The organism is Hymenobacter sp. UV11 (genome assembly GCF_004684095.1).
In the GTDB taxonomy this organism is placed as follows: Bacteria; Bacteroidota; Bacteroidia; order Cytophagales; family Hymenobacteraceae; genus Hymenobacter.
This window is the reverse complement of record NZ_SRII01000019.1, coordinates 1-20411: the sequence shown is the minus strand read 5'-3', so window position 1 is coordinate 20411 and position 20411 is coordinate 1. Positions and strand designations below refer to the sequence as shown.

The following is a 20411-nucleotide window of genomic DNA, read 5'->3' as shown; positions in this document are numbered from 1 at the left end:
GCGAACTTGCCAGTTCGTGCGTGAGCGTCAGCGAGCAGGCGGAACTGCGCGGTGCGAACGACCCTGCTCGCTGGCGCTCGCGCACGAACTGGCAAGTTCGCGCTACTGCGCCCCGAGCTGCGCGTACAGCGCCTCGAAGCGCTCGGTGACGCGGGCGTTGGCATAGACGTTGGCGGCGGTAGTAGCGGCGGCGGCTCCGATGGCGGCCACCGGCAGGCGGCCGTGGTAGTAGTCGCGCAGGGCCGCCTGCCAGGCGGCCACTTCGTCGCGCACCACAATATCTTGCCCATCAAGCACTTCGATACCTTCGGCGCCGATGCCGGTGCTCAGAATGCACTTGCCCAGGGCCATACCCTCAATGATTTTGACGCGCATGCCGCCGCCGCTCAGCAGGGGCACCAGCATGAGGTCGTATTGGCGCATGAAGGCCGCCGCCGACTCCACGAAGCCGTGGATGAATACGTTGTCGGTGCGCGGCACCAGCAGGTGGGCGGGCGGGCGCAGGCCGGCCACGTGCAGCTCCAGCGCGGGCAGCTCGGCGTGCAGGGCGGGCCAGACCTCGCGCAGCAGCCATTCGAGGCCTTCCAGGTTGGGCAGCCAGTTCAGGGAGCCAATCATGAACACGCTGCGCGGCTGGGGCTGCACGGCCGGGTCGGGCTGGAAGCTGGCCATTTCGACGGCGGCGGGCACCAGGGCGATGGGCTCGGGGCAGCCTAGCTCTTTGAGGCGCCCGATGTCTTCTTTAGTAATGGCCGCTACCCCGTCAAATCCGCCCAGGTAAGTTTGCTCGAAGCGGCGCAGCCGGGTAGCCAGGTGGCTCAGGTACCAGCGTCGCAGTGGATTTTTTTCGCCCAGCGCCAGCCGCTCCCAGATGACGTACTCGATATTGTGTGCCCGCAACACGCTTACAGTGCCCGCTGGCACGAGTTTTTGCGCATTCAGCCAATCGTTGTACCAGGCCATGTAGGTGCCTTCGAACTGAATGACATCCGGCTTTTCGGCCTGAATTAACGGCGCGAGTACGCTGCTCACCTTCGGGTTGATAAACCGCTCGATGTTGTAGGGCTGGCGCGAAAACAGCAGGTTTTGCAGGGCTTTCAGCGGCTTGGCGGTGGTGTCCACGTCCACCGTCACGAGCCGAAAATTGGGGCCCAGGTGGTCGAGCACGTCGGCCGGCTGGTGGTGCTTGGGCGTGTTGATGGCCAGCATCGTGACGCGGTGCCCCGCCCGCAGCAGCCCCGCCGTGATGTTGTAAATCCCAATCGCGCCGCCGTCGTGCAACGGAAACGGCACGCGCAGGCTTACTTGTAAAATATGCATGGGAAGTAATGAGCAAGGAGCAGTAGGAAGGGAGCAGTGAGCAATAGGCTAGCTCCCTACCCCCTTCCTACTGCTCATTAGTCACTGTTCATTATTCACTGTTAATTACTTATACTGCGTGTGCACGGCCTGAATCTGCTCCTCGTTGCCGAGCACCAGCAGCACGTCGCCGGCCGAGGGGCGGTAGTCGGCGGCGGGGCTTACTTCCAGCTCGCCGCCCTGGCCGCGGCGCAGGGCAATGACCGTGGCGCCAGTGCGCGAGCGTACGTCGAGCTCCCGAATGCTTTGGCCGCGCATGCTGGGGCGCATCTCGCCGAAGGACAGCTCTTCGAGGCGCAGCTTGTTAGGGCCAAGGCCCGAAATCATGTCCAGAAACCGGATGACTTCGGGGCGAATGACGAGGTTAGCCATGTGCGAGCCGCCGATTTCGTCGGGCATCACCACCGAGTTGGCGCCGGCCGAAATGAGCTTGCTCACGCTGCTGCGGGCGCTGGCGCGGGCAATGATGGTGAGGTGCGGGTTCAGCTCGCGGGCGGTGAGGGCCACAAATACGTTGTCGGCATCCTTGGGCAGGGTCGTGATGAGGGCGCGGGCGTGCTCGATGCCGGCCTGGCGCAGCGCCACCTCGGTAGTAGCGTCGCCGTACACGGCTGGTATCTGGGGGCCGCCCGACTCGTTCACGGCGCGCAGCATGGCCTCGTTTTGCTCCACCACCACGGCGCGGGTGCCGCTGTGGCGCAGCTCATCGAAGGCCTTGTAGCCGTTGCGCCCAAAACCGCAGACAATGACGTGGTTGCGGAAGCTCTTAATTTCCTGGTCGGCGCGAATCATGCGGAAAAGGTGGCGCAATTCGCCGTCAAAAATATACGTGGTGAGTACCGACACGAGGTAGGCCACCACCAACAGATTAAACAAAATGTAGAAGGCGACAAAGATGCGCCCCACGCTCGACAACGGGTGCACCTCGCCAAAGCCCACCGTGGAGGCGGTTATCACCGTCATGTAGAAGGCATCGACGAAGGAGTAATTCTCCAGCAGCATGAAGCCCCCTACCCCCACCGAAAAGCTGAAAGCCAGCAGGCCCAGCGCCAGCCACAGGCGGGAAAGGTTGAGTTGTTTAAGCATGTAAAAAGCAAGTCAGGTGCCAAGCATCACCAAAGAACGTCATGCTGAACGCAGTGAAGCATCTCGCGTGCTGACGTTGAAATTAGTAACCCAACCAGCGTGGGCGAGATGCTTCACTGCGTTCAGCATGACGTTCTTTCTCAATTAGGTATTTACGCGTTGCGCGCCACTACGGTGCCCAGCATCTGAGCCAGCTGGTTGTCGAGCTTGGTGAGCTCGTTGTAGCGCAGCAGCGAATTTAGCTTCTCGTTGTCGTCGAGGCGGCTGTCGTTGAGCTGGGCCAGGCACTGCTGGCGCTCGCGCTGCACGTGGCACTTGTTGAGGCGCAGAATGGCATTGTCGCAAGCTAATTGAATGAGGTTCAGCTCGGTGGGCACGTGAATATCCTTGATGCGCCAGTTGGGGCTGAGGTCGTAGCGCTCGGTGGCAAAGTCGGCCAGCAGGTTCCGGATGGCCGCATCTTCGTGGTGGGCCAGCAGACGCAAATCGGGCAGCTGGCCCTGCAAAAACTGCGCGCGGCACTCGGCCCACAGCTGCGCGAAGAGCGGCGTGCGCAGCGGCGTGCCATCGAGCTGGCTCAGTAGATAATGCGCCACCGTGACTTCGGGCTGCACCTCGTGGGGGCCATATAGCACCAGCAGGCGCAGCACGGCCTGCTCGCACTGCTGCAGCACGTCGAGGGGCGCGGCCAGCTCGCTAGGGTCGGCGGCGGGGCCGGCCAGGTACGCTTTCTCCTCCTCCGAGCCGTGGATGGAGCCGTACATGGCCATCTCAATTTCCTCCTCGGGCGTGAGGGGCGCGCTGGGCGCAGCGGCGGGGGTAGGCGCCGGGCGTGGGCTGGCCGCCCTACCCCCCTCCTCGGGCCGGGCCTTGCTGGGAGTGCTGGTTTTGAGGAGCTTGTTGTATTCAGTGATAATCACCTGCTCCTCAAAGCCGAACACGCTGGCCGTTTGCTGCAAAAACACCTGGCGCTTGAGGCCGTCAGGCACCTTGGCAATGCTTTGCAGCACCTCCCGGATGGCCTCGGCCTTCTTCACCGGGTCGGCGGCCGCGTCGCGGGCTACCAGCGTGGTTTTGAAGGCGATGAAGTCCTGGCTCTGACTCTCGATGTAGTCGGCAAAGCGCTGGTCGCCCACCTTGCGGATGTAGCTGTCGGGGTCTTCGCCGTCGGGAAAGAGCACCACGCGCACGTTCAGGCCGCCTTCGAGCAGCAAATCAATGCCCCGCAAACTCGCTTTTATGCCCGCCGCGTCGCCGTCGTAGAGCACCGTCACGTTGTCGGTGTAGCGCTTGATGAGGCGAATCTGGCCCTCAGTGAGCGAGGTGCCCGACGAGGCTACCACGTTTTTGATGCCACCTTGGTGCAGGCTCAGCACGTCGAGGTAGCCCTCCACGAGGTAGCACAGCTCCTGGTTGCGAATGGGTTGCCGGGCCTGAAAGAGCCCGTAGAGCACGTCCGACTTATGGTAAATCTCCGACTCGGGCGAGTTGAGGTACTTCGCCATCTTGTCGTCGCGCTTCAGCGTGCGCGCCCCGAAGCCCACCACCCGGCCGCTCACGTTGTGAATCGGGAACATGACGCGGCCCCGGAAGCGGTCGTAGCGCCGGCCGGTGTCGTGGCCCTGGTCGTCCTGACGCTGAATGACGAGGCCGGTTTTTTCGAGGTATTTGAGCTGGTAACCGGCTTTTTCGGCCGATTTAAGCAGGTCGTCCCACTGGTCGAGCGAGTAGCCCAGCTCGAAGGTCTGGATGGTGGTCAGGTTCAGGCCGCGCTCCTTGAGGTACGCGTAGCCTACCCCCATGCCTTCCTCGGTATTCTGAAGCAGCTTGTGGTAATGGTCTTTGGCCCAGTTGGATACGATGTATTGCGAGTCGCGCTCGTTCTGGGCCAGCTGCTCTTCGGGGGTGCGCTCTTCCTCTTCGGGCACGGCCACCCCGTACTTTTTAGCCAGGCCGCGCAGGGCTTCGGGGTAGCTGCTACCCTCGATGTCCATCACAAACTGGATGACGCCGCCCGCCTTGCCGCAGCCGAAGCACTTATACAGGCCCTTGGCTGGGTTTACCGAGAAGGAGGGCGATTTTTCGTTGTGAAACGGGCAGCAGGCCCAGTAGTTCTGGCCCTGGCGCTTGAGCTGCACGTAGTCGCCCACCACCTCCAGAATGTCGGCGGTGTGGATAATCTGGTCAACGGTTTCTTTGGGGATGCGGGCCACGGGTCGGAGTTAGAACTTCAAATTTACGCCCGCCCAGGGCCCGGCCGGCCGAAGTTAATTTTTCCCAAAAATTTCGCATCTTTGCGCAACTCCCGGCGGCTGAACTTAGTTACAGCCCAAGCAGGAAGGGCGCGAACCCTCCCTGCTGGCTAATTGGTTACTTATGCAGCAGCACGTATAGGCTGCTGGCTACCAGTAACCAGCGACCAAGTTGCAAGAGCAGCTTAGTCGGGAGCCTAACGAAGATTACTATGTAATCCTCGTCACTGTTTGGTTTTTTCTCCATAGACTTCGAATCTTTATGGGGGAGAAAGAATCACCCACTTCGAAGCCCGTGGCTGCAACCACGGGCTTCGCCTTTTTCTAGCCGAAGCTATTAAAAGACACCGTGGTTGGCGGGAGACTACCCTAACAGTGCGGTAAAGCTACGCGCACTTTTGGCGGCGGGCACTCGCCCTACCCCCCTACTCGGCCCGCACCGAGCGCGTGCCGGCGTAGTAGTACAGCTCAGCGCGCGACTTCTCGTAGCTGGCGCGCAGGCTTTCCTGCTTGATGCGCAGGTCGATGAGCTTGGTTTCGCGGGCGTTGATGAGGAAGATGGTACTTTCACCCAGCTCAAACTTGGCCAGCTCGGCGCGCAGCAGCAGGCGCTGGTTGGTGATGGTTTGGGCCTGCAGGGCGAGCTGGCGCTCGTAGGCTTTGAGCGTGTTGTAGACCGTGTTGACCTGCGTGACGATGGTGCGCTGGCTCTGCTGCAGCTCCAGCACGTTTTCCTTGATTTGGATGCGGGCGTACTGCAGCTTGCCACGCTCGGCGCGCAGGAAGAGCGGGAAGGCAAAATCGACGCCCACCTTGTGGTTGTTCCAGCCAAAGTCGTAGTAATTAGGCACTTCACTGCGGTAAAAATCGCCCTGGCTGATGAGCGTGCCGCTCACGTTGAGCTTGGGTTTGAGCAGCTCGCGGCGGTAGCGCTCCTCGATGCCGAGCTGGCGGCTTTTGGCGCTCAGCTTCAGCAGCGTGGGGTGGCTGGCGGCGGCCAGGTCGGCGAGGCGCTCAAACTCGGCGCGGCGCACGGTGTCGAGCACCGGGCGCTGGGGGGCGGCATAGCGGGGCAGCTCCAGGGGCTGGTTTTGCGGGCTCCAGAGGTGGTTGGAGAGCACGAGGCGGGCATTCTGCAAATCGACCTGCAGCTGCTGGGCCTGCACTTGGCGGTCCTGCACGGTTATCTGGGCCTCCACCGAGTCGATGGGAGCCTGGTCGCCAAGCTGGGCGCGGCGGGCGGTGCCCTGAAAGCGGCGGTCGGCCAGCGCTACCCCCTCCCGAATGAGCTGGGCCTGCTGATAGGTGTAGTACCAGTTCCAGTAGTCTTTGGCGGCCTGCAGCCACACTTCGTTTATCTGCTTTACGCGGTCGGCCTCGGCGGCCGACTGCATGGCTTGGGCCTGGCGCAGGGTGCTGCGGCGCGCGTCAATGAGCAGACCCTGGCCGATGGGAATGGACACGCCTACCCCCGCCAGGCCGTTGAGCGGAGTGCGGCCCTCGGGGTTCACGTAGGTGCCCACGTAGCGGTCATAGCTGGCCTTGAGGTCGATGCCGCCGGGCCACAGGGGGACCTTCAGCTCATTGCCCCAGTTGTTATAATAGTCGGTGCCACCGAACTGCTTGCGGTGAAAATCGGAACCCAGCTTGGGGTCGAAGCCGCCGCGGGCCTGCAATATCTGGGCGCGGGCCTCGTCGCTGAGCAGGGCCGCCTGCTTCACGATGGGGTGGTTGGCAAACACGAGGTCGGCCAGGTCCTGCAGCGAAAACACCTTGGCCGTGTCGCCGGGCTGCACCTCGGCCAGCTGCTCGGTTTGGAGCGGCGCGCGCTCCAGGCCCGACTTGCGGGCCGGCAGCAGGGGGTCTTGGGCCAGGGCGGGGCGCGCCAGGCCGGTCAATAGTAGGCAGAGGCAGCTTGTTGCCGTGACCTTCCACATGCTACCCCACCCCCGGCCCCTCCCCTTCGGGAGAGGGGAGCCGGACGATTTTACGACTGCGCCACCGTGGCTCGCCTCTCCCGAAGGGGAGGGGCCGGGGGTGGGGTAGGCCGGGGAGGGCGACCCAAACCGCTCAAAAAAAACAAGTATTCTCTTCATAATAAATTACTTGCCTTTTTCCTCGCCCTTCACGGGCGTCACGTCGGGCTCGGCGCTGAGGGTGGGCGGGAAGCCGTTGAGCTGCCGCCATATTTCGTACCACACGGGCACCGAGTCGAGAATAACCCAGCCCTGCACGCCCGAACCCAGGCGCAGCTGCTTGGGCCAGGGCTGGTCGCCGGGCTGCGGCTGGGTGGGGCGCACCAGCAGGCGGTACTTGCCGCCGGGGCTGCTCACCACGTCAATCACGGTTACTACCCCCCCAAACGTGCCCACAGCCGCCGAGGGCCAGCCCGAAAACTGGATGGCCGGGAAGCCGTCGAACTGCAGCCGCACGGTGCGCCCGCGCTGAATGAGCGGCACATCCATGGCCCGCACGTAGACCTCAGCCGCCAGCAGCGGCGACTCGGGCTGGAGCGTGGCCACCGACTCGCCTTCCTTAATGGTTTCGCCGATGCCGGCCTTGAGGGCGCGCACGATGTAGCCCGTTTGGGGCGCACGCACCACGTAGAGGCCGCGGCGCACCTGCACGTTGCTGATTTTATTGCGTAGCGCCGCTACCTCGCCCTCCGAGCTGGAGCGGCTCGACACGGCCGAGCTGCGGTCGGAGAGAGTTTTGGCCAGGTCCTGGCCGTACTTGGCGCGCAGGTTGGTCAGCTCAATGCGGGCGTTGGCCAAGCCCTGCACGCTGCTGGCCACCTTGTTGCGCTGCGAGGTCACTTTGGCCAGGTCTTCCTGCAGCTTGAGGCGGCGGGTTTCGATGTCGGTGAGCGAAAACAGGCCGTTTTTGTAGCCTTCCTCGTAGCGCAGCAGCCGGGCCTTGGCCGTTTCGTAGAAGGTGCTGATGGCTACCAGGTCGGCGCGGTCGCTGTTGAGGTAGTTTTCAGCCTGCTCCACCTTGTTGCGCGCCGATTCGAGCTGCACGTCCAGGGTCGTTTTCAGGGCCGTGAGCTGCTGGTCGGTGGCCGCGATTTTGGCGGCGTTGGCGGCCACGTTGCCGCGCTTGGCGGTGAGCTGCTCGCTGAGGCGCTCGGGCAGGTTGGGGTCAAAGTACTCGTCCTTAATTTCGGAGAGCATCATGAGCGTGTCGCCGCGGTGCACCAGCTGGCCCTCGCGCACGTTCCAGTGCTCGATGCGGCCCGCAATCTGGTTCTGAATATTTTGGGGCCGGTCCTGGGGGGTAAGGGTGGTGAGCGAGCCCGAGCCGTAGATGGTCTGGCGCCAGGGCAAAAACAGGACGACCAGGAACACCAGGCCCATTACCAGCAGGATGCGGGCCAGGCGCCGGCTCGCGCCAAAGCGCAGCAGCTCGGGGCGCGACTGGCGGGCCGCTTGCTCCCACACCTCCTCGGCCACGTTTTGGTTGGATAGGTTAAGCATGGTGGGCGGCGGTGGGCTGGTCGATGGGCAGGTCAGTAACGGCGGCCAGCTTTTCTACCCCCGTCAGTATGTCAAAAATGGTGCTTACGCCGGTCATCAGCTTTTCAATCGAGCCGCTGATTTGCACGATAATTACCTCGGCGGCCACAAACTGGCCGAGCGTCATTTGGCGCGATACCACGAAGAGCGTGCCCGCCACCAGCAGCGCGCCCGTGAGCAGCGTGCGCAGCGCCACGGCGTAGGTATAGTAGTTTTTGAGCACCCGAAAGTGGTCGTTGCGGGCGTGCAGGTAGGCGGCCGTCAGCTCGTCGGTGCGAGCCAGGGCACGCTGCTGCTCGGCGGCATTGTGGCGCACCTCGGGCAGGTGGTCGGCCACCTGCTCCAGCCAGTCTACTATCTCATACTTATGGGCCGACTCTTCAATGCTCGTGCGCAGAGCGCGCCGGTAGTTGAGGGCATACACGCCCACCAGCGCCAGAATGGTAAACAGCCCGAACGCAATAAAGATGGGGTGGTAGAAAGCCAGCACAATCACCCCAAACAACACCTGCAGTCCCGCAAACATAATGTCAATCAGGAGTTTAGTGAGGCCCTTCTGCACCGTTAGCACATCGAAGAAACGGTTGACCAGCTCAGCCGGCCGCTGGCCCTGCAGGGCCTCGGGCCGGATGCGCGGCAGCCGGTAGGCAAACTCCACGGCGGCCTTGGCAAATATGCGCTGCTCAATAATTTCCACTACCGTGAGCTGGCCCACCAGCAGGATGCCGCCCAGCAGCACTCCGCCCACCACCACCGCAATCAGCAGGTAGGTAGAGCCAAACACGGCCCCGGTCGAAACCAGGTTGAACACGGCCTGGGTGCCCAGCGGCAGCGAGAGGCTAATAATGCCCGCCAACACGGCGTAGAAGATGATGTAGCGAATCGACTCGCGCTCGGTATCGAGCATGCGGGTGAGCCGCTGCCAGGGGGTAGGCGGCGGCAGGTTGGTACTAGAAGTAGAAGCCATTGGTGCGTATTCACATGCTGTGGGCCGCCACTACTGGCGGTCCGGGACCCCAGACAGGGCTTAGAATCTCTCTTAAATGAATTTAAAGTGAAAATTGTTGCGCCTTTTTAGAAGTAATTGCCTGTTAAGCGCCGATTTAATCACATTTTAAAACCGTTTTAAGCTGGCTTTAATAAGGACGCGCCGCTCAGGCCTTGAATACGAGCCGCGCTACCGGCTTTCGTACCTTTGCGCGCTTAAACCCGCCAAGAAATGCCCGCGTACCGCCCCCAAGACCTCGAAAAAAAGTGGCAAGACCACTGGCAGCAGCACAATACCTTCCGCGCCGACAACACCTCCAGCAAGCCTAAGTACTACGTGCTCGACATGTTTCCCTACCCCTCCGGGGCGGGCCTGCACGTGGGGCACCCACTGGGCTACATTGCCTCCGATATCGTGGCGCGCTACCAGCGCCTGCAAGGCCGCAACGTGCTGCACCCCATGGGCTTTGACTCGTTTGGCCTGCCCGCCGAGCAGTACGCTATCCAGACCGGCCAGCACCCGGCCGTGACCACCGAGAAGAACATCGAAACCTACATCCGGCAGCTGCAGCAGCTGGGGTTCAGCTACGACTGGGAGCGCGAGGTGCGCACGTCGGACCCCGACTACTACAAGTGGACGCAGTGGATTTTCCTGAAGCTGTTCAATAGCTGGTATAACCTCGACACCGACCGCGCCGAGCACATCAGCACGCTGCAAGCCAAGTTTGCCGAGAATGGCAGCACCGGCATCCGCGCCGCCGGGGGCGACGAGGAGCGCCACGACTTCACGGCCGGCCAGTGGCAGAGCTTCACCGAGAAGCAGAAGCTGGCCGCCATCCTCCCCTATCGCCTTGCCTACCAGCAGGATACCTACGTGAACTGGTGCGCCGCGCTGGGCACCGTACTCAGCAACGACGAGGTCAAAGACGGCCTCTCGGAGCGCGGCGGCTACCCCGTCGAGCGCCGCCTCATGCCGCAGTGGAACCTGCGTATCACGGCCTACGCCGACCGCCTGCTCCAGGGCCTCAACACCCTCGACTGGCCCGACGCCGTGAAGGAGATGCAACGCAACTGGATTGGCAAGAGCATCGGGGCCGAGGTCACCTTCCCAGTGCAGGGCCACGAAGGCGCTGATATTAAAGTCTATACCACCCGCGTCGATACCATCTACGGTGCTACCTTCCTGGTGCTGGCCCCCGAGCACGAACTGGTCGATACGCTTACTACCCCCGCCCAGCGCGCCGATGTCGACGAGTACATCGCCGCCACCAAGCGCCGCTCGGAGCGCGACCGCATGTCGGACGTGAAGCACGTGTCGGGCGTGTTTACGGGCGCGTATGCCCAAAACCCCGTCGATGGCACGCCCGTGCCCATCTGGCTGGCCGACTACGTACTGGCCGGCTACGGCACCGGCGCCGTGATGGCCGTGCCCAGCGGCGACCAGCGCGACTACCTCTTCGCCAAGCACTTCGACCTGCCCATCCCGGCTATTTCGGACGCCCAGCAGAACCTCGACCAGCAGGCCGACCCCACCAAGGAGGGCCGCTACATCAACTCGGGCATCGTCAACGGCCTCACCTACAAGGAGGCCACCGCCACGCTCATCGCCTACCTCGAAGAGAAGGGCCTCGGCAAGGGCAAGGTGAATTTCCGCCTGCGCGACGCCATTTTTGGCCGCCAGCGCTACTGGGGCGAGCCCATCCCGATTTACTACAAAGACGGCACCGCCTACGGCGTGGCCGAAGCCGACCTGCCGCTCGTGCTCCCCGAAATCGACGAGTACAAGCCCACCGAAACCGGCGAGCCGCCCCTGGGCCGCGCCAAAGACTGGAAATACCGCGGCCAGTACGAGTTCGAGCTGAGCACCATGCCCGGCTGGGCCGGCTCCAGCTGGTACTACCTCCGCTACATGGACCCGCACAACGCCGACCGCTTCGTGAGCGAGGAAGCCGAGCAGTACTGGGGCCAGGTAGACCTCTACATGGGCGGCGCCGAGCACGCCACCGGCCACCTGCTTTACTCCCGCTTCTGGTACCTATTTCTCAAGGATTTGGGCCTAGTCACGCACAGCGAGCCATTCCAGAAGCTGATAAACCAGGGGATGATTTTGGGCCGGTCGAATTTCGTCTATCGGGTGGATACATTTGGAATAACTGTAGATGTTGGCTGGGTGGGAAGTGTAGAAGCACCACCGCTATTTCTTTCTTATGATTTAGTTTCTGAGTTTGAAAAAATTCGCGACGATTATAAAAATGAGAAGAATCCGTTCGATGTTGATGAAGTTGAACATACTCTTTTCTATAATACAACAAGTAGCAAATTTGAAGTTGTCAACCTCATTCGACAGAAAATTCAAAGCATTGCTGATGAAATGTCAATTAAATATCCTGGCTCTAATGCCAGAGTAATAGGCGAGAACTTCACTCATTTTTCGCCATTGCACGTTGATGTTAACATTGTAGAGAATGATGTTTTAAACCAAAATGAATTTCGTCTTTCACGCGAGTATTGGAAAGACGCTCAATTCATTACGACCTCTAGCGGAGACTACATCTGCGGTACGGAAGTTGAGAAAATGTCAAAGTCAAAATACAACGTCGTAAACCCCGACGTTCTAATTGACAAATACGGCGCGGATGCCCTGCGTCTCTACGAAATGTTCCTCGGGCCGCTGGAGCAATTCAAACCCTGGAACACCAACGGCATCAGCGGCGTGGCGAGCTTCCTCAAGAAGTTCTGGCGGCTCTTCCACCCCGAAGACGGCGCGCTGGCCGTGACCGACGAGGCCCCTACCCCCCCCGAACTGAAGGCGTTGCACAAAGTCATCCAAAAGGTGGCCCAAGACGTGGAGAAGTTCAGCTTCAACACCAGCGTCAGCACCTTCATGATTGCTGTGAATGAGCTAACGGCCCTCGGCACCCACAAGCGCGCCATCCTGGAGCCGCTCGTGCTGCTGCTCTCGCCCTTCGCCCCCCACCTCGCCGAAGAGCTGTGGGAAGCGTTGGGCCACGAGTCTGGCAGCATCAGCCACGCCGCCTACCCCGAGTTCCGCGAGGAATATCTAGTCGAAGCCAACGTAACCTACCCCGTGGCCATCAACGGCAAAGTGCGCGACCAGCGCCAGTTTGCCGCCACCGCCACGGCGGGCGAAATAGAAGCCGCTATTCTGGAATCAGATTTCCTCACCCGCTTCGGCGAGGGGAAATCGGCCAAGAAAGTGGTGGTAGTGCCCGGTAGAATGGTGAATGTGGTAGTGTAAAAAGCAAAAAAAGAACGTCATGCTGAGCTTGTCGAAGCATCTCTACCGCCTCGTTGAACGGCGTGGTAGAGATGCTTCGACAAGCTCAGCATGACGTTCTTTTTTTATAGTAAGCCGTTTTCGCGCAACAGGTCGTCACGCTCGTTATCCGAAATTGATTCCTGCTCCGACTTGTCGTAAATCGTGAGCAGATACACCGTTTCGCCGACAACTTTCACGCAGGTAATTACCCTGGCGCCACCGCTTTTGCCTTTGTTTTTGGCGGCAATGCTCATGCGCACCTTGTAGCAGTCGCGGCCCAGCGGCTCGCCAGCTTGCGGCTACGCTTCTAATTCGTCCAGCAGCGCGGCAAAATCGGCTTTGAACGTCGCATATTTCTTGCGCAACCTCTTACCGGGCCGGCGGAAGCTGTCGGTAATAACGATTCTAAAGCTCATTCAGAAAGTCGCGAGCGTCCTGCAATTGAATCTTCCCTTGCTGATGCAGCTCCACTTCGTGGAGCGCCTCACGGAAATCATCAATCCACTCCTGCTGCGCGGGCGTGTACTGCTTAGGCTTGGGTGGGGCTACGGTCTTCGTCTTGATGGCAAAGGGCAGCGCCTTCAGCACCTTCAGTAAGGGAGCAAGCTGCTCGTCGGGTACGGTAAGAATAACTTGGCTCATAGTACAAGATAGAAAGAAGCGATTTTAGTAGCCACAGTGGCTACTCCCTACCCCCTGCGCTGCGCCCAAATGCCCGCCAGCCGCAGTTGGAAGTAGTCGTATTTCTCGCGCAGGTGGTCGAATAAGTCGCGCAGGGCGGGTGCGCCGCCGAGCTGAGCGCGGGCGGCCGCAATTTCGGCCAGCTGCGAATCGGAAAGGAAGTCTTGCAGGCGCAGGTCGAGGCCCTTGGCGTAGGCGCGCTCCAGGTGGGCGCGCACGGTGCCCACCACCAGGCCGCGCTGCTCGGCAATTTGGTCGGGGCTGAGGCCTTGGCGGTGCAGTTGGAAGGTGGTATCCTCGGTGCTGTTTACGTCGCGGTCGGCAGCCTTTTGGGTGGCAGTGCGGGGCGCCGGCGCGTAGTCCTCCGCGTCTTCGGCATTGGGCACGGGGCGCGGCGGACCGTGCTGGAGAATGGCTTCGATGAAGGCCTCGCCGTAGGTTTCGAATTTCTTCATGCCTACCCCCGATACCGAGAGCATAGCCACGCGGCTGGTGGGCTGCTCGCGGGCCATTTCCTGGAGGGTGGTGTCGGTGAAGACCACGTAGGGCGGCACGCCTTGCTCGTCGGCAATTTGCTTGCGCAGCTGGCGCAGGCGCTCGAAAAGCTTGGCTTCGGGCGTGCCGGCGCCGGCTGCGGCGGCATCGGCGGCGGCCTTTTTGGTGGCGCGGGTTTGCTTGTCGGCCTTTTCGGCCACCTGGAATTTCTTGAGCGATACCGGTAGCTGGCCTTTCAGCACCTGCTGGCCGCGCTCGGTTATTTTGAGGGCGTAGCCTTCCTCGTAGGCGATGTAGAAGAGGCCGTCGTTGAGCATCTGGTGCACGTAGCTGTACCAGTCGAGGTAGGGCAGGTCCTGGCCGGCGCCATAGGTTTTGAGCTGGTCGTAGCCGCCTTGCAGCACCGCCTGGTTGCGCATGCCGCGCAGGATATCAATCAGCAGGTTGATGGCCACGCGCTGCTGGGCGCGGGTGCTGGCCGAGAGCGCCTTCTGGGCCAGCAGGGTGCCGTCGAAGGTCGTGGGCGGGTTGCGGCAGATGTCACAGTTGCCGCAGTCGTGGCCCAGGTCTTCGCTGAAGTAGTGCAGCAGAATGCGGCGGCGGCAGCTGGCCGCTTCGGCAAACTGCTGCATGCGCTCCAGCTTGGCGGTGTTGAGCTGGGCTTGGCGGGCGGGCACGTCCTTGGTCACCATCTCGCGCATCGACATGACGTCGGCAAACGAGTAGAAGAGCATCGCCGTGGCGGGCGAGCCATCGCGGCCGGCGCGGCCGATTTCCTGGTAGTAGCCCTCGATGTTTTTGGGCAGGTTGTAGTGCATCACCCAGCGCACGTTGCTCTTGTCAATGCCCATGCCGAAGGCGATGGTGGCCACAATGACCAGCGTATCGTCCTGCAGGAATTTCTCCTGGGCCTCGGCGCGCTGGTTGGGGCTCATACCGGCGTGGTAGTAGCCGGCCTTAATACCCTTTTGCTGAAGCTTTTGGGCCACCGTTTCGCAGCTCTTGCGCGAGAGGCAGTAGATAATACCCGCCTCGGTGGGGTGGCGCTGAATGTAGTCGAGTATCTGGCCGATGCGGTCTTGGCCGGGGCGCACCACCAGGTTGATATTGGGCCGGTCGAAGCTCGACAGGAATACCTTGGGCTCGTGCAGGTTGAGCTGGGTGCGAATGTCGCGCTGCGTGAGGCGGTCGGCCGTGGCCGTGAGGGCAATAATAGGCACGCTCGGAAAGTGCGTGCGCAATGCGCCGAGCTGCGTGTACTCGGGCCGGAAATCGTGGCCCCAGCTCGAAATACAGTGCGCCTCGTCGATGGCGAAGATGCTGATATTAACGCGGGTCAGGAACTGCAAAAAGCCCTCGCTCAGCAGCTTTTCGGGGCTTACGTAGAGTAGCTTGAGGTGGCCGCTCACGGCGGCGCGGGCAATGTCATTGGCCTCGCTCTGGCCCACGCTGCTGTTGATGTAGGCCGCTACGATACCGTTGGCTTTCAGGGCTTCCACCTGGTCTTTCATGAGGGCGATGAGCGGCGACACTACCACGCACACGCCCTCGCTCACCACGGCCGGAATCTGAAAGCATACCGACTTGCCGCCGCCGGTGGGCATGAGCACGACGGTATCCCTACCCCCCAGAATATGCTGGATGATGTCGCCCTGCATGGGCCGAAAATTGTCGTAGCCGTAGTAGCGCTTGAGGGCCTGGCGAGCGGCGGTGAGTTGGGGAGCGGGAGCGAGTTCGGGCATAGTATTCGGGGGAACCTCACCCCCTGGCCCCCTCTCCCGTGGAGAGGGGGAGCCTGGTGATTGGGCTCCTGAGCTAGTAATAGTTTGCAGGTGCTGCCGAATGGTGGCCACTACGTGGTCCATCTGGTGCAGCACTTGGTCGTTGGGGAAACGAAGTTCGTGAAAACCTAATTCCTTTAGCACGAAGGTCCGACCAGAATCGTATTCTGCCTGCTCGGGCGTCAAGTGAATTTCACCGTCTACTTCGATTAGTAGCCTATGGCTCAAGCAGACAAAATCGGCAATAAAGAACTCAATAGCGTGCTGCCGCCGGAACCGGACCCCTAGCCGCGAAGCACGCAGCTGTTGCCACAGGAGGTTTTCGGCGCGGGTAGGCGCTTTGCGGTTTTGGCGGGCGTAGGTTTTGGCCTTATCCCAGATGCGGGTGGTAGTGGTAAAAATGTGCTCCTGAGCGTTGCCCAAGGAAGGTGGGGTGAGCATGGGGTAGGGCGAGGCGGCGCGGGTGTGAACCTCACCCCCTAGCCCCCTCTCCAAAAGAGAGGGGGAACTAGCCTTAGTTTCTAGTTTTAAAAGTACAGTGCTACAATTTTAGAGCTAGAAATTAGTCCCCCCTCTCTTTTGGAGAGGGGGCTAGGGGGTGAGGTTCACACCCGCGCCGTTCTCACGCCTGCGCCGGCGCCCGCCGCGACCCCCGGTACAGCTCATACTTCAACAACCGACAGTCAATCGGCCCATTAAACAACGGAATCCGGCGCGATACCTTCAGACCGATGCGCTTGGCCGCCTCCAGGTTACCCGTAAAAATGAACGCGTCGAAGCCCTGGAAATTCGTTTTCAGCGCGTCGCCGATGGTCTTGTACAACGCGTCCATCTGGGCTTCCTCGCCGATGCGCTCGCCGTAGGGCGGGTTGGTGATGACGAAGCCGGGTGGCTGGTCCTGGGGGGGGTAGGCATCGCGCACGTCGCGCACGGCCAGGCGGATGCACTCGTCGAGGCCGGCAGCCTCCACGTTGGCGGCCGCTTGGTCAATCACGCGCGGGTCGAGGTCGGAGCCGGCCAGGTAGGCTTGCGGCTCTTCGATGCGCTGGGCTTCGGCCTCGGCGCGCAGGTCGGCCCAGAGCTGGGCGTCGAAGTCGGGCCAGTTTTCGAAGCCAAACTTGCCCTGGTGAAACAGCCCCGGCGCGATGCGCTGGGCCATGAGGCCGGCCTCGGTGAGGATGGTGGCCGAGCCGCACATTGGGTCGATGAGCGTGCTTTTCTGGTCCCAGCCGCTGAGCAGCAGCAGGCCGGCGGCCAGCACCTCGTTGAGCGGGGCTTCATTGGTGCCCTGGCGGTAGCCGCGGCGGTGCAGCGAGTCGCCGGCCGCGTCGAGGCTCAGAATCACGTCGTTTTCGAGCATGCGCAGGTGAATGCGGATGTCGGGGTTGCGGGTGTCGATGCTGGGGCGCTCGCCGGTGCGCTCGCGAAACTGGTCCACGATGGCGTCTTTGGTTAGCTGGGCCACATACAAGGAGTGCTCGAAGCTCGACTTATTGACGACGGCCGTGATGGCAAACGTCTGGCCGGGCTGGATGAAGCGGCTCCAGTCAATCTGGAAAACCTCGTCGTAGAGGGCGCGCTCGTCGCGGGCGTAGAAATCGGCGAAGGGGCGCAGCAGGCGCATGGCCGTGCGGCTCCAGAGGATGGCGTTGTAGAGCAGCTTTTTATCGCCGCTAAACTCGACGGCGCGGCTGCCTACGTAGTCGATGGTGGCGCCGAGCTGGCTCAGCTCTTCGGCCAGTACTTCTTCGAGGCCAAACTGGGTGGTGGCGGTAAGGTGCATCCGGCAAAGGTCGGGCCTGGCGGGCAGTACCCGCTAGCCTGACTAATAACCGAGCAAAGGCGCGCATCAAGTTGGCGGCCAATGATGCATCTTCGCCACGTCAAAACCACCCCCCTAGCCACCATGCTGAAGTCTGTTGCTATCCTGCTGTTTCTTCTAGCAGCCGGGTCTGCTCAGGCGCAGACGAAGGCTGTTATTAACCGAAAAACAAAGTCCTTCACCCTCGTGGCAAATATTCGCGAAGACCATCAAATTTTTGGGTACGCGGCGCCCGATGTTCACGCTAAAAAACTAATTCTGTTCTCAGTTTTCACGAATGACGTGAAAGACAACCCGTATCATTGCCCGCTCGGTGCTTACTATCAAACGAGTGACTTGCCAGCCGGCGACGACATTCGTTTCGTGGCGGCTAGCGGCGGCTTTGTCAAGCTGAGTTATGCAGCACCCTCCCAGCACGCAACGCCTTTTTATATAAAGCAGGCATTCGTTTCGTTTGAGTAACGTACAGCTAAGAAGCTATTATGAATCTGGAAGAGCAGTTTGAGCGCCAAGCGAAAATTGCAGCAGGTTTGAAAATCGCCTACGCGCGAATGCTGGAATTTAAGCGGCAGAGAAATAGTGAGGTCGTGGTGATGCGCGACGGGAAAATTGTGCGGATTAAGCCTTAATTTCTCAGCTAATCCATACCCAGATACTGAGCATATGAATACAGAGAGGTTGTTACAAGAAATACAAACTGCTAGAACAGCCTACTCTACTTGCTTGGTCATTTATGAAAAGCCAATACCTGATGAGTGGGAAAAATTCGTTCTTAAGCAATTCCCGAATTTTGAATGTATCCCGGCATCTAAAACTTCAGTAGAATCTTTTAAAAAAGCCTTAATCGAAATCAGTGACAGAGAAACTGCCTGTAATATTTTGGCTAGATTACTACATCAAGACCTCGCATATGACGCGGAAATAATGCCGCTTGAAGAGGCTAAATTATTTGCTGATAAGTTGTTCTCCTTATTTAGTAACCAAACCGCATATTTTTCGAACTCAACCTGGAATGAACACGAATACTCTCAAGTAAACAATGATTTTAAACTTGGCTTAAGCTCTTGGACATCATTTACTGAGGCGACATTTGATTCAGGCATTATCATCTGTGACATCGATAAAATCGGTATAGCTTGGTTCGCGGACGAAGATTGATGAAACACAAGAACAGCTACCCCTAGCCGGCCCGCAAAGCCGGCTTTTTTTGTACCTTCCGCCCCGTATGGCCACTTCTTTTACTACCCCTACCCCCTCTACTCAGGCTACTATCACGCGCTCCTACGCCGGGCCGATGGTGCTCATGACGCTGCTGTTTCTGCTCTTCGGGGCAGTTACTAATTTCAACGACGTGCTCATGCCCTACCTCAAGGACGTGTGCCAGCTGACCGATTTGCAGTCATCGGCGGTGCAGTCGGCCTTTTTTGGGGCGTATTTTCTGATGTCGCTACCGGCGGGCAAGCTGCTGGAGCGGCTGGGCTACCAGCGCGGCATCGTGGTGGGGCTGCTCGTGATGGCGGGCGGGGCGCTGTTGTTTGTGCCGGCCGCCAATACGCGGGCTTTTCCGCTGTTTCTGACGGCGCTGGCGGTGCTGGGGGCGGGCATTACGCTGCTGCAGGTGGCGGCCAACCCCTACGTGAGCGTGCTGGGGCCGGCGCGGCGGGCGGCCTCGCGGGTGAGCATTGTGGGGGTAGCAAATAATTTTGGCGGGGCCATTTCGCCGCTGGTGGGCGGGCTGCTGCTGTTTGGCGGCTCGGTGGCCCTGAAGGCGCAGTTGGCGGCCCTACCCCTCGCCCAGCGCCTGACGCAGGAGGCGCAGCTGGTAAAGGCGCCGTACCTGGGTTTGGCGGGCTTTTTGGCGGTGCTGGCGGGCGTGTTTTTCATGCTACGTTTGCCCGACATTGATGCGCTGCCCGAAGAAGAAATGTTGGAGCACCAGCCCGTGGCGGTCGGCCGCACGTCGGCCCTGAGCTACCGCCATTTGGTATTCGGCATCGGGGCCATTTTTGTGTACGTGGGCGTGGAGGTAGGGCTCGGGTCCTTCCTCATTCGCTACGGCGAGAGCCAGGGCATCCGGGCGCTGTCGCCCTTCACCCAGAGCCTGGTGCGGGGGCTGAACGTGGCTACCAACTTTGCGGGCGAGCTATTTGGCCAAAGCCCTTCGCCGATTGATACCACGGCTGGCTTTACCAAAGCGGTGGGCGCGGTGCTAGTATCGTCGTACTGGTTTGGCTCGCTGGTGGGGCGGGTGCTGGGCATTCCGCTGTTGCTGCGGTTTCACAACCGGGCTATGCTGGTGGCGGTGTGCGCGGCGGGCGTGGCGCTGGTGGGCGCGTCGGTGTTGAGCCAGGGTGAGACCGCGCTGTGGCTCATCGTGCTGTGCGGGCTGATGAACTCGATTATGTGGCCCGTTATCTTCCCGCTGGCCATCACCGGGCTGGGCCGCTTCACCAAGCAGGGCTCGTCGTATCTGATAATGGCCATCGTGGGCGGGGCCATTATTCCGCCGCTTATGGGCTTTATTTCGACCAGCGGCGGCGGGCTGCGGGTGGCTTTTCTGGTGCCGGCGCTGTGCTATGCTTATTTGTTGTTTTATGCAGTGAGCGGGTATCGGGTGCGGTGAGGGGTAGGCGGCCCTTACGGCACCTCACCCCCTAGCCCCCTCTCCCGTGGAGAGGGGGCTAGGGGGTGGTCCGATTACGCTGGACAGTTTAGGGCATTAAGTTGAAGAAGCTGTTGGTGAGTGTGATACGGTAGTTGATAGTCAATTGTGGAGTGCAGGCGCTCGTGATTATAATAGTCGAAATAATTGGCGACGCTGACCTGCGCGTCAGCTAAGTCGGCAAAAACGGGCCGCTCGCGGATTTCGAGGACCTCCGTTTTGAGGCGTGACCACAAGCTTTCGGCTTGCGCATTATCGTAGCAGTCGCCGCGGCGACTCTGCGAGCGCTGGGCCTCGTGGTCGCGCAGCAGTTGCCGGTACGCGTTGCCGCAGTACTGCCCGCCTCGGTCCGAGTGAACAAGCAAGTCGGGCGTGGGCGGCTGAGACCAAAAAGCCCGTTGTAAGGCCGTGGTAATCAACTCTTCCGGCATCGTGGCCATGACGTGCCAGCCCAGCACCTGCTGGCTGACCATATCCTGAAAGGCGCACAG

16 protein-coding genes are annotated in these 20411 nt (G+C 60.7%); 5 read left to right on the top strand and 11 right to left on the bottom strand.

The window, feature by feature from the left end:
• Nucleotides 1-102: 102 nt before the first annotated feature.
• The 6 genes from E4631_RS23555 to E4631_RS23530 form a co-directional block, all read right to left on the bottom strand.
• Entirely contained in the window at nucleotides 103-1320 is a 1218-nt protein-coding gene (locus tag E4631_RS23555; protein WP_133657757.1) for a glycosyltransferase family 4 protein, read from the bottom strand.
• Nucleotides 1321-1425: 105 nt separating this feature from the next.
• Nucleotides 1426-2445 carry a TrkA family potassium uptake protein gene (locus E4631_RS23550; protein ID WP_133657758.1) on the bottom strand — a complete coding sequence of 340 codons (1020 nt, stop codon included), beginning with the start codon at nucleotides 2443-2445 and terminating at the stop codon, nucleotides 1426-1428.
• A gap of 152 nt (nucleotides 2446-2597) precedes the next feature.
• On the bottom strand, nucleotides 2598-4658 hold the full coding sequence (dnaG, locus tag E4631_RS23545; protein ID WP_133657759.1) for a DNA primase: 2061 nt from the start codon (nucleotides 4656-4658) through the stop codon (nucleotides 2598-2600).
• Between the two features lie 464 nt (nucleotides 4659-5122).
• Nucleotides 5123-6793, bottom strand: coding sequence for a TolC family protein (locus tag E4631_RS23540; RefSeq protein WP_240735204.1), 1671 nt, complete (start codon nucleotides 6791-6793; stop codon nucleotides 5123-5125).
• Nucleotides 6794-6799: 6 nt separating this feature from the next.
• The gene (locus E4631_RS23535; protein WP_133657760.1) at nucleotides 6800-8173 is read right to left on the bottom strand and encodes an HlyD family secretion protein; all 1374 of its coding nucleotides are present in this window, start codon (nucleotides 8171-8173) and stop codon (nucleotides 6800-6802) included.
• Nucleotides 8166-9179 (bottom strand): ABC transporter transmembrane domain-containing protein, encoded by a 1014-nt coding sequence (locus E4631_RS23530; protein ID WP_133657761.1) that lies wholly within the window; start codon nucleotides 9177-9179, stop codon nucleotides 8166-8168. The genes E4631_RS23535 and E4631_RS23530 overlap by 8 nt, the downstream gene beginning before the upstream one ends.
• A gap of 252 nt (nucleotides 9180-9431) precedes the next feature.
• Between E4631_RS23530 and E4631_RS23525 the strand changes: the two genes are divergently transcribed.
• The gene (locus tag E4631_RS23525) at nucleotides 9432-12458 is read left to right on the top strand and encodes a leucine--tRNA ligase (protein WP_133657762.1); all 3027 of its coding nucleotides are present in this window, start codon (nucleotides 9432-9434) and stop codon (nucleotides 12456-12458) included.
• Nucleotides 12459-12562: 104 nt separating this feature from the next.
• Here E4631_RS23525 and E4631_RS27000 read toward each other — a convergent pair whose 3' ends face one another.
• From E4631_RS27000 to E4631_RS23505, 4 genes are all read right to left on the bottom strand, one after another.
• Entirely contained in the window at nucleotides 12563-12760 is a 198-nt protein-coding gene (locus E4631_RS27000) for a type II toxin-antitoxin system RelE/ParE family toxin (RefSeq protein ID WP_317129146.1), read from the bottom strand.
• 124 nt (nucleotides 12761-12884) lie between these two features.
• Nucleotides 12885-13121, bottom strand: a complete 237-nt coding sequence (locus E4631_RS23515; RefSeq protein ID WP_133657763.1) for a hypothetical protein — start codon at nucleotides 13119-13121, stop codon at nucleotides 12885-12887.
• Between the two features lie 47 nt (nucleotides 13122-13168).
• Nucleotides 13169-15877: a DNA helicase RecQ gene (gene recQ, locus E4631_RS23510; protein ID WP_133657764.1), complete on the bottom strand. Its 2709-nt coding sequence runs from the start codon at nucleotides 15875-15877 to the stop codon at nucleotides 13169-13171.
• 181 nt (nucleotides 15878-16058) lie between these two features.
• Complete coding sequence (locus E4631_RS23505) at nucleotides 16059-17219, bottom strand: class I SAM-dependent RNA methyltransferase (protein WP_133657765.1); 1161 nt, start codon at nucleotides 17217-17219, stop codon at nucleotides 16059-16061.
• A 123-nt stretch (nucleotides 17220-17342) separates the two neighbouring features.
• On the opposite strand from E4631_RS23505, the gene E4631_RS23500 reads away from it, so the two are divergent.
• The 4 genes from E4631_RS23500 (at nucleotide 17343) to E4631_RS23490 (ending at nucleotide 19881) form a co-directional block, all read left to right on the top strand.
• A complete protein-coding gene (locus tag E4631_RS23500) occupies nucleotides 17343-17720 on the top strand; it encodes a hypothetical protein (RefSeq protein WP_135318650.1) in 378 nt (125 codons plus the stop codon).
• 20 nt (nucleotides 17721-17740) lie between these two features.
• Nucleotides 17741-17887, top strand: a complete 147-nt coding sequence (locus tag E4631_RS26080) for a hypothetical protein (protein WP_166648099.1) — start codon at nucleotides 17741-17743, stop codon at nucleotides 17885-17887.
• A gap of 34 nt (nucleotides 17888-17921) precedes the next feature.
• Nucleotides 17922-18416, top strand: coding sequence for a hypothetical protein (locus E4631_RS23495; RefSeq protein WP_133657767.1), 495 nt, complete (start codon nucleotides 17922-17924; stop codon nucleotides 18414-18416).
• Nucleotides 18417-18483: 67 nt separating this feature from the next.
• On the top strand, nucleotides 18484-19881 hold the full coding sequence (locus E4631_RS23490; RefSeq protein WP_133657768.1) for a sugar MFS transporter: 1398 nt from the start codon (nucleotides 18484-18486) through the stop codon (nucleotides 19879-19881).
• 74 nt (nucleotides 19882-19955) lie between these two features.
• Here E4631_RS23490 and E4631_RS23485 read toward each other — a convergent pair.
• Nucleotides 19956-20411: integrase core domain-containing protein (locus E4631_RS23485; RefSeq protein ID WP_166648100.1), on the bottom strand; the 456-nt coding region annotated here is incomplete at its 5' end.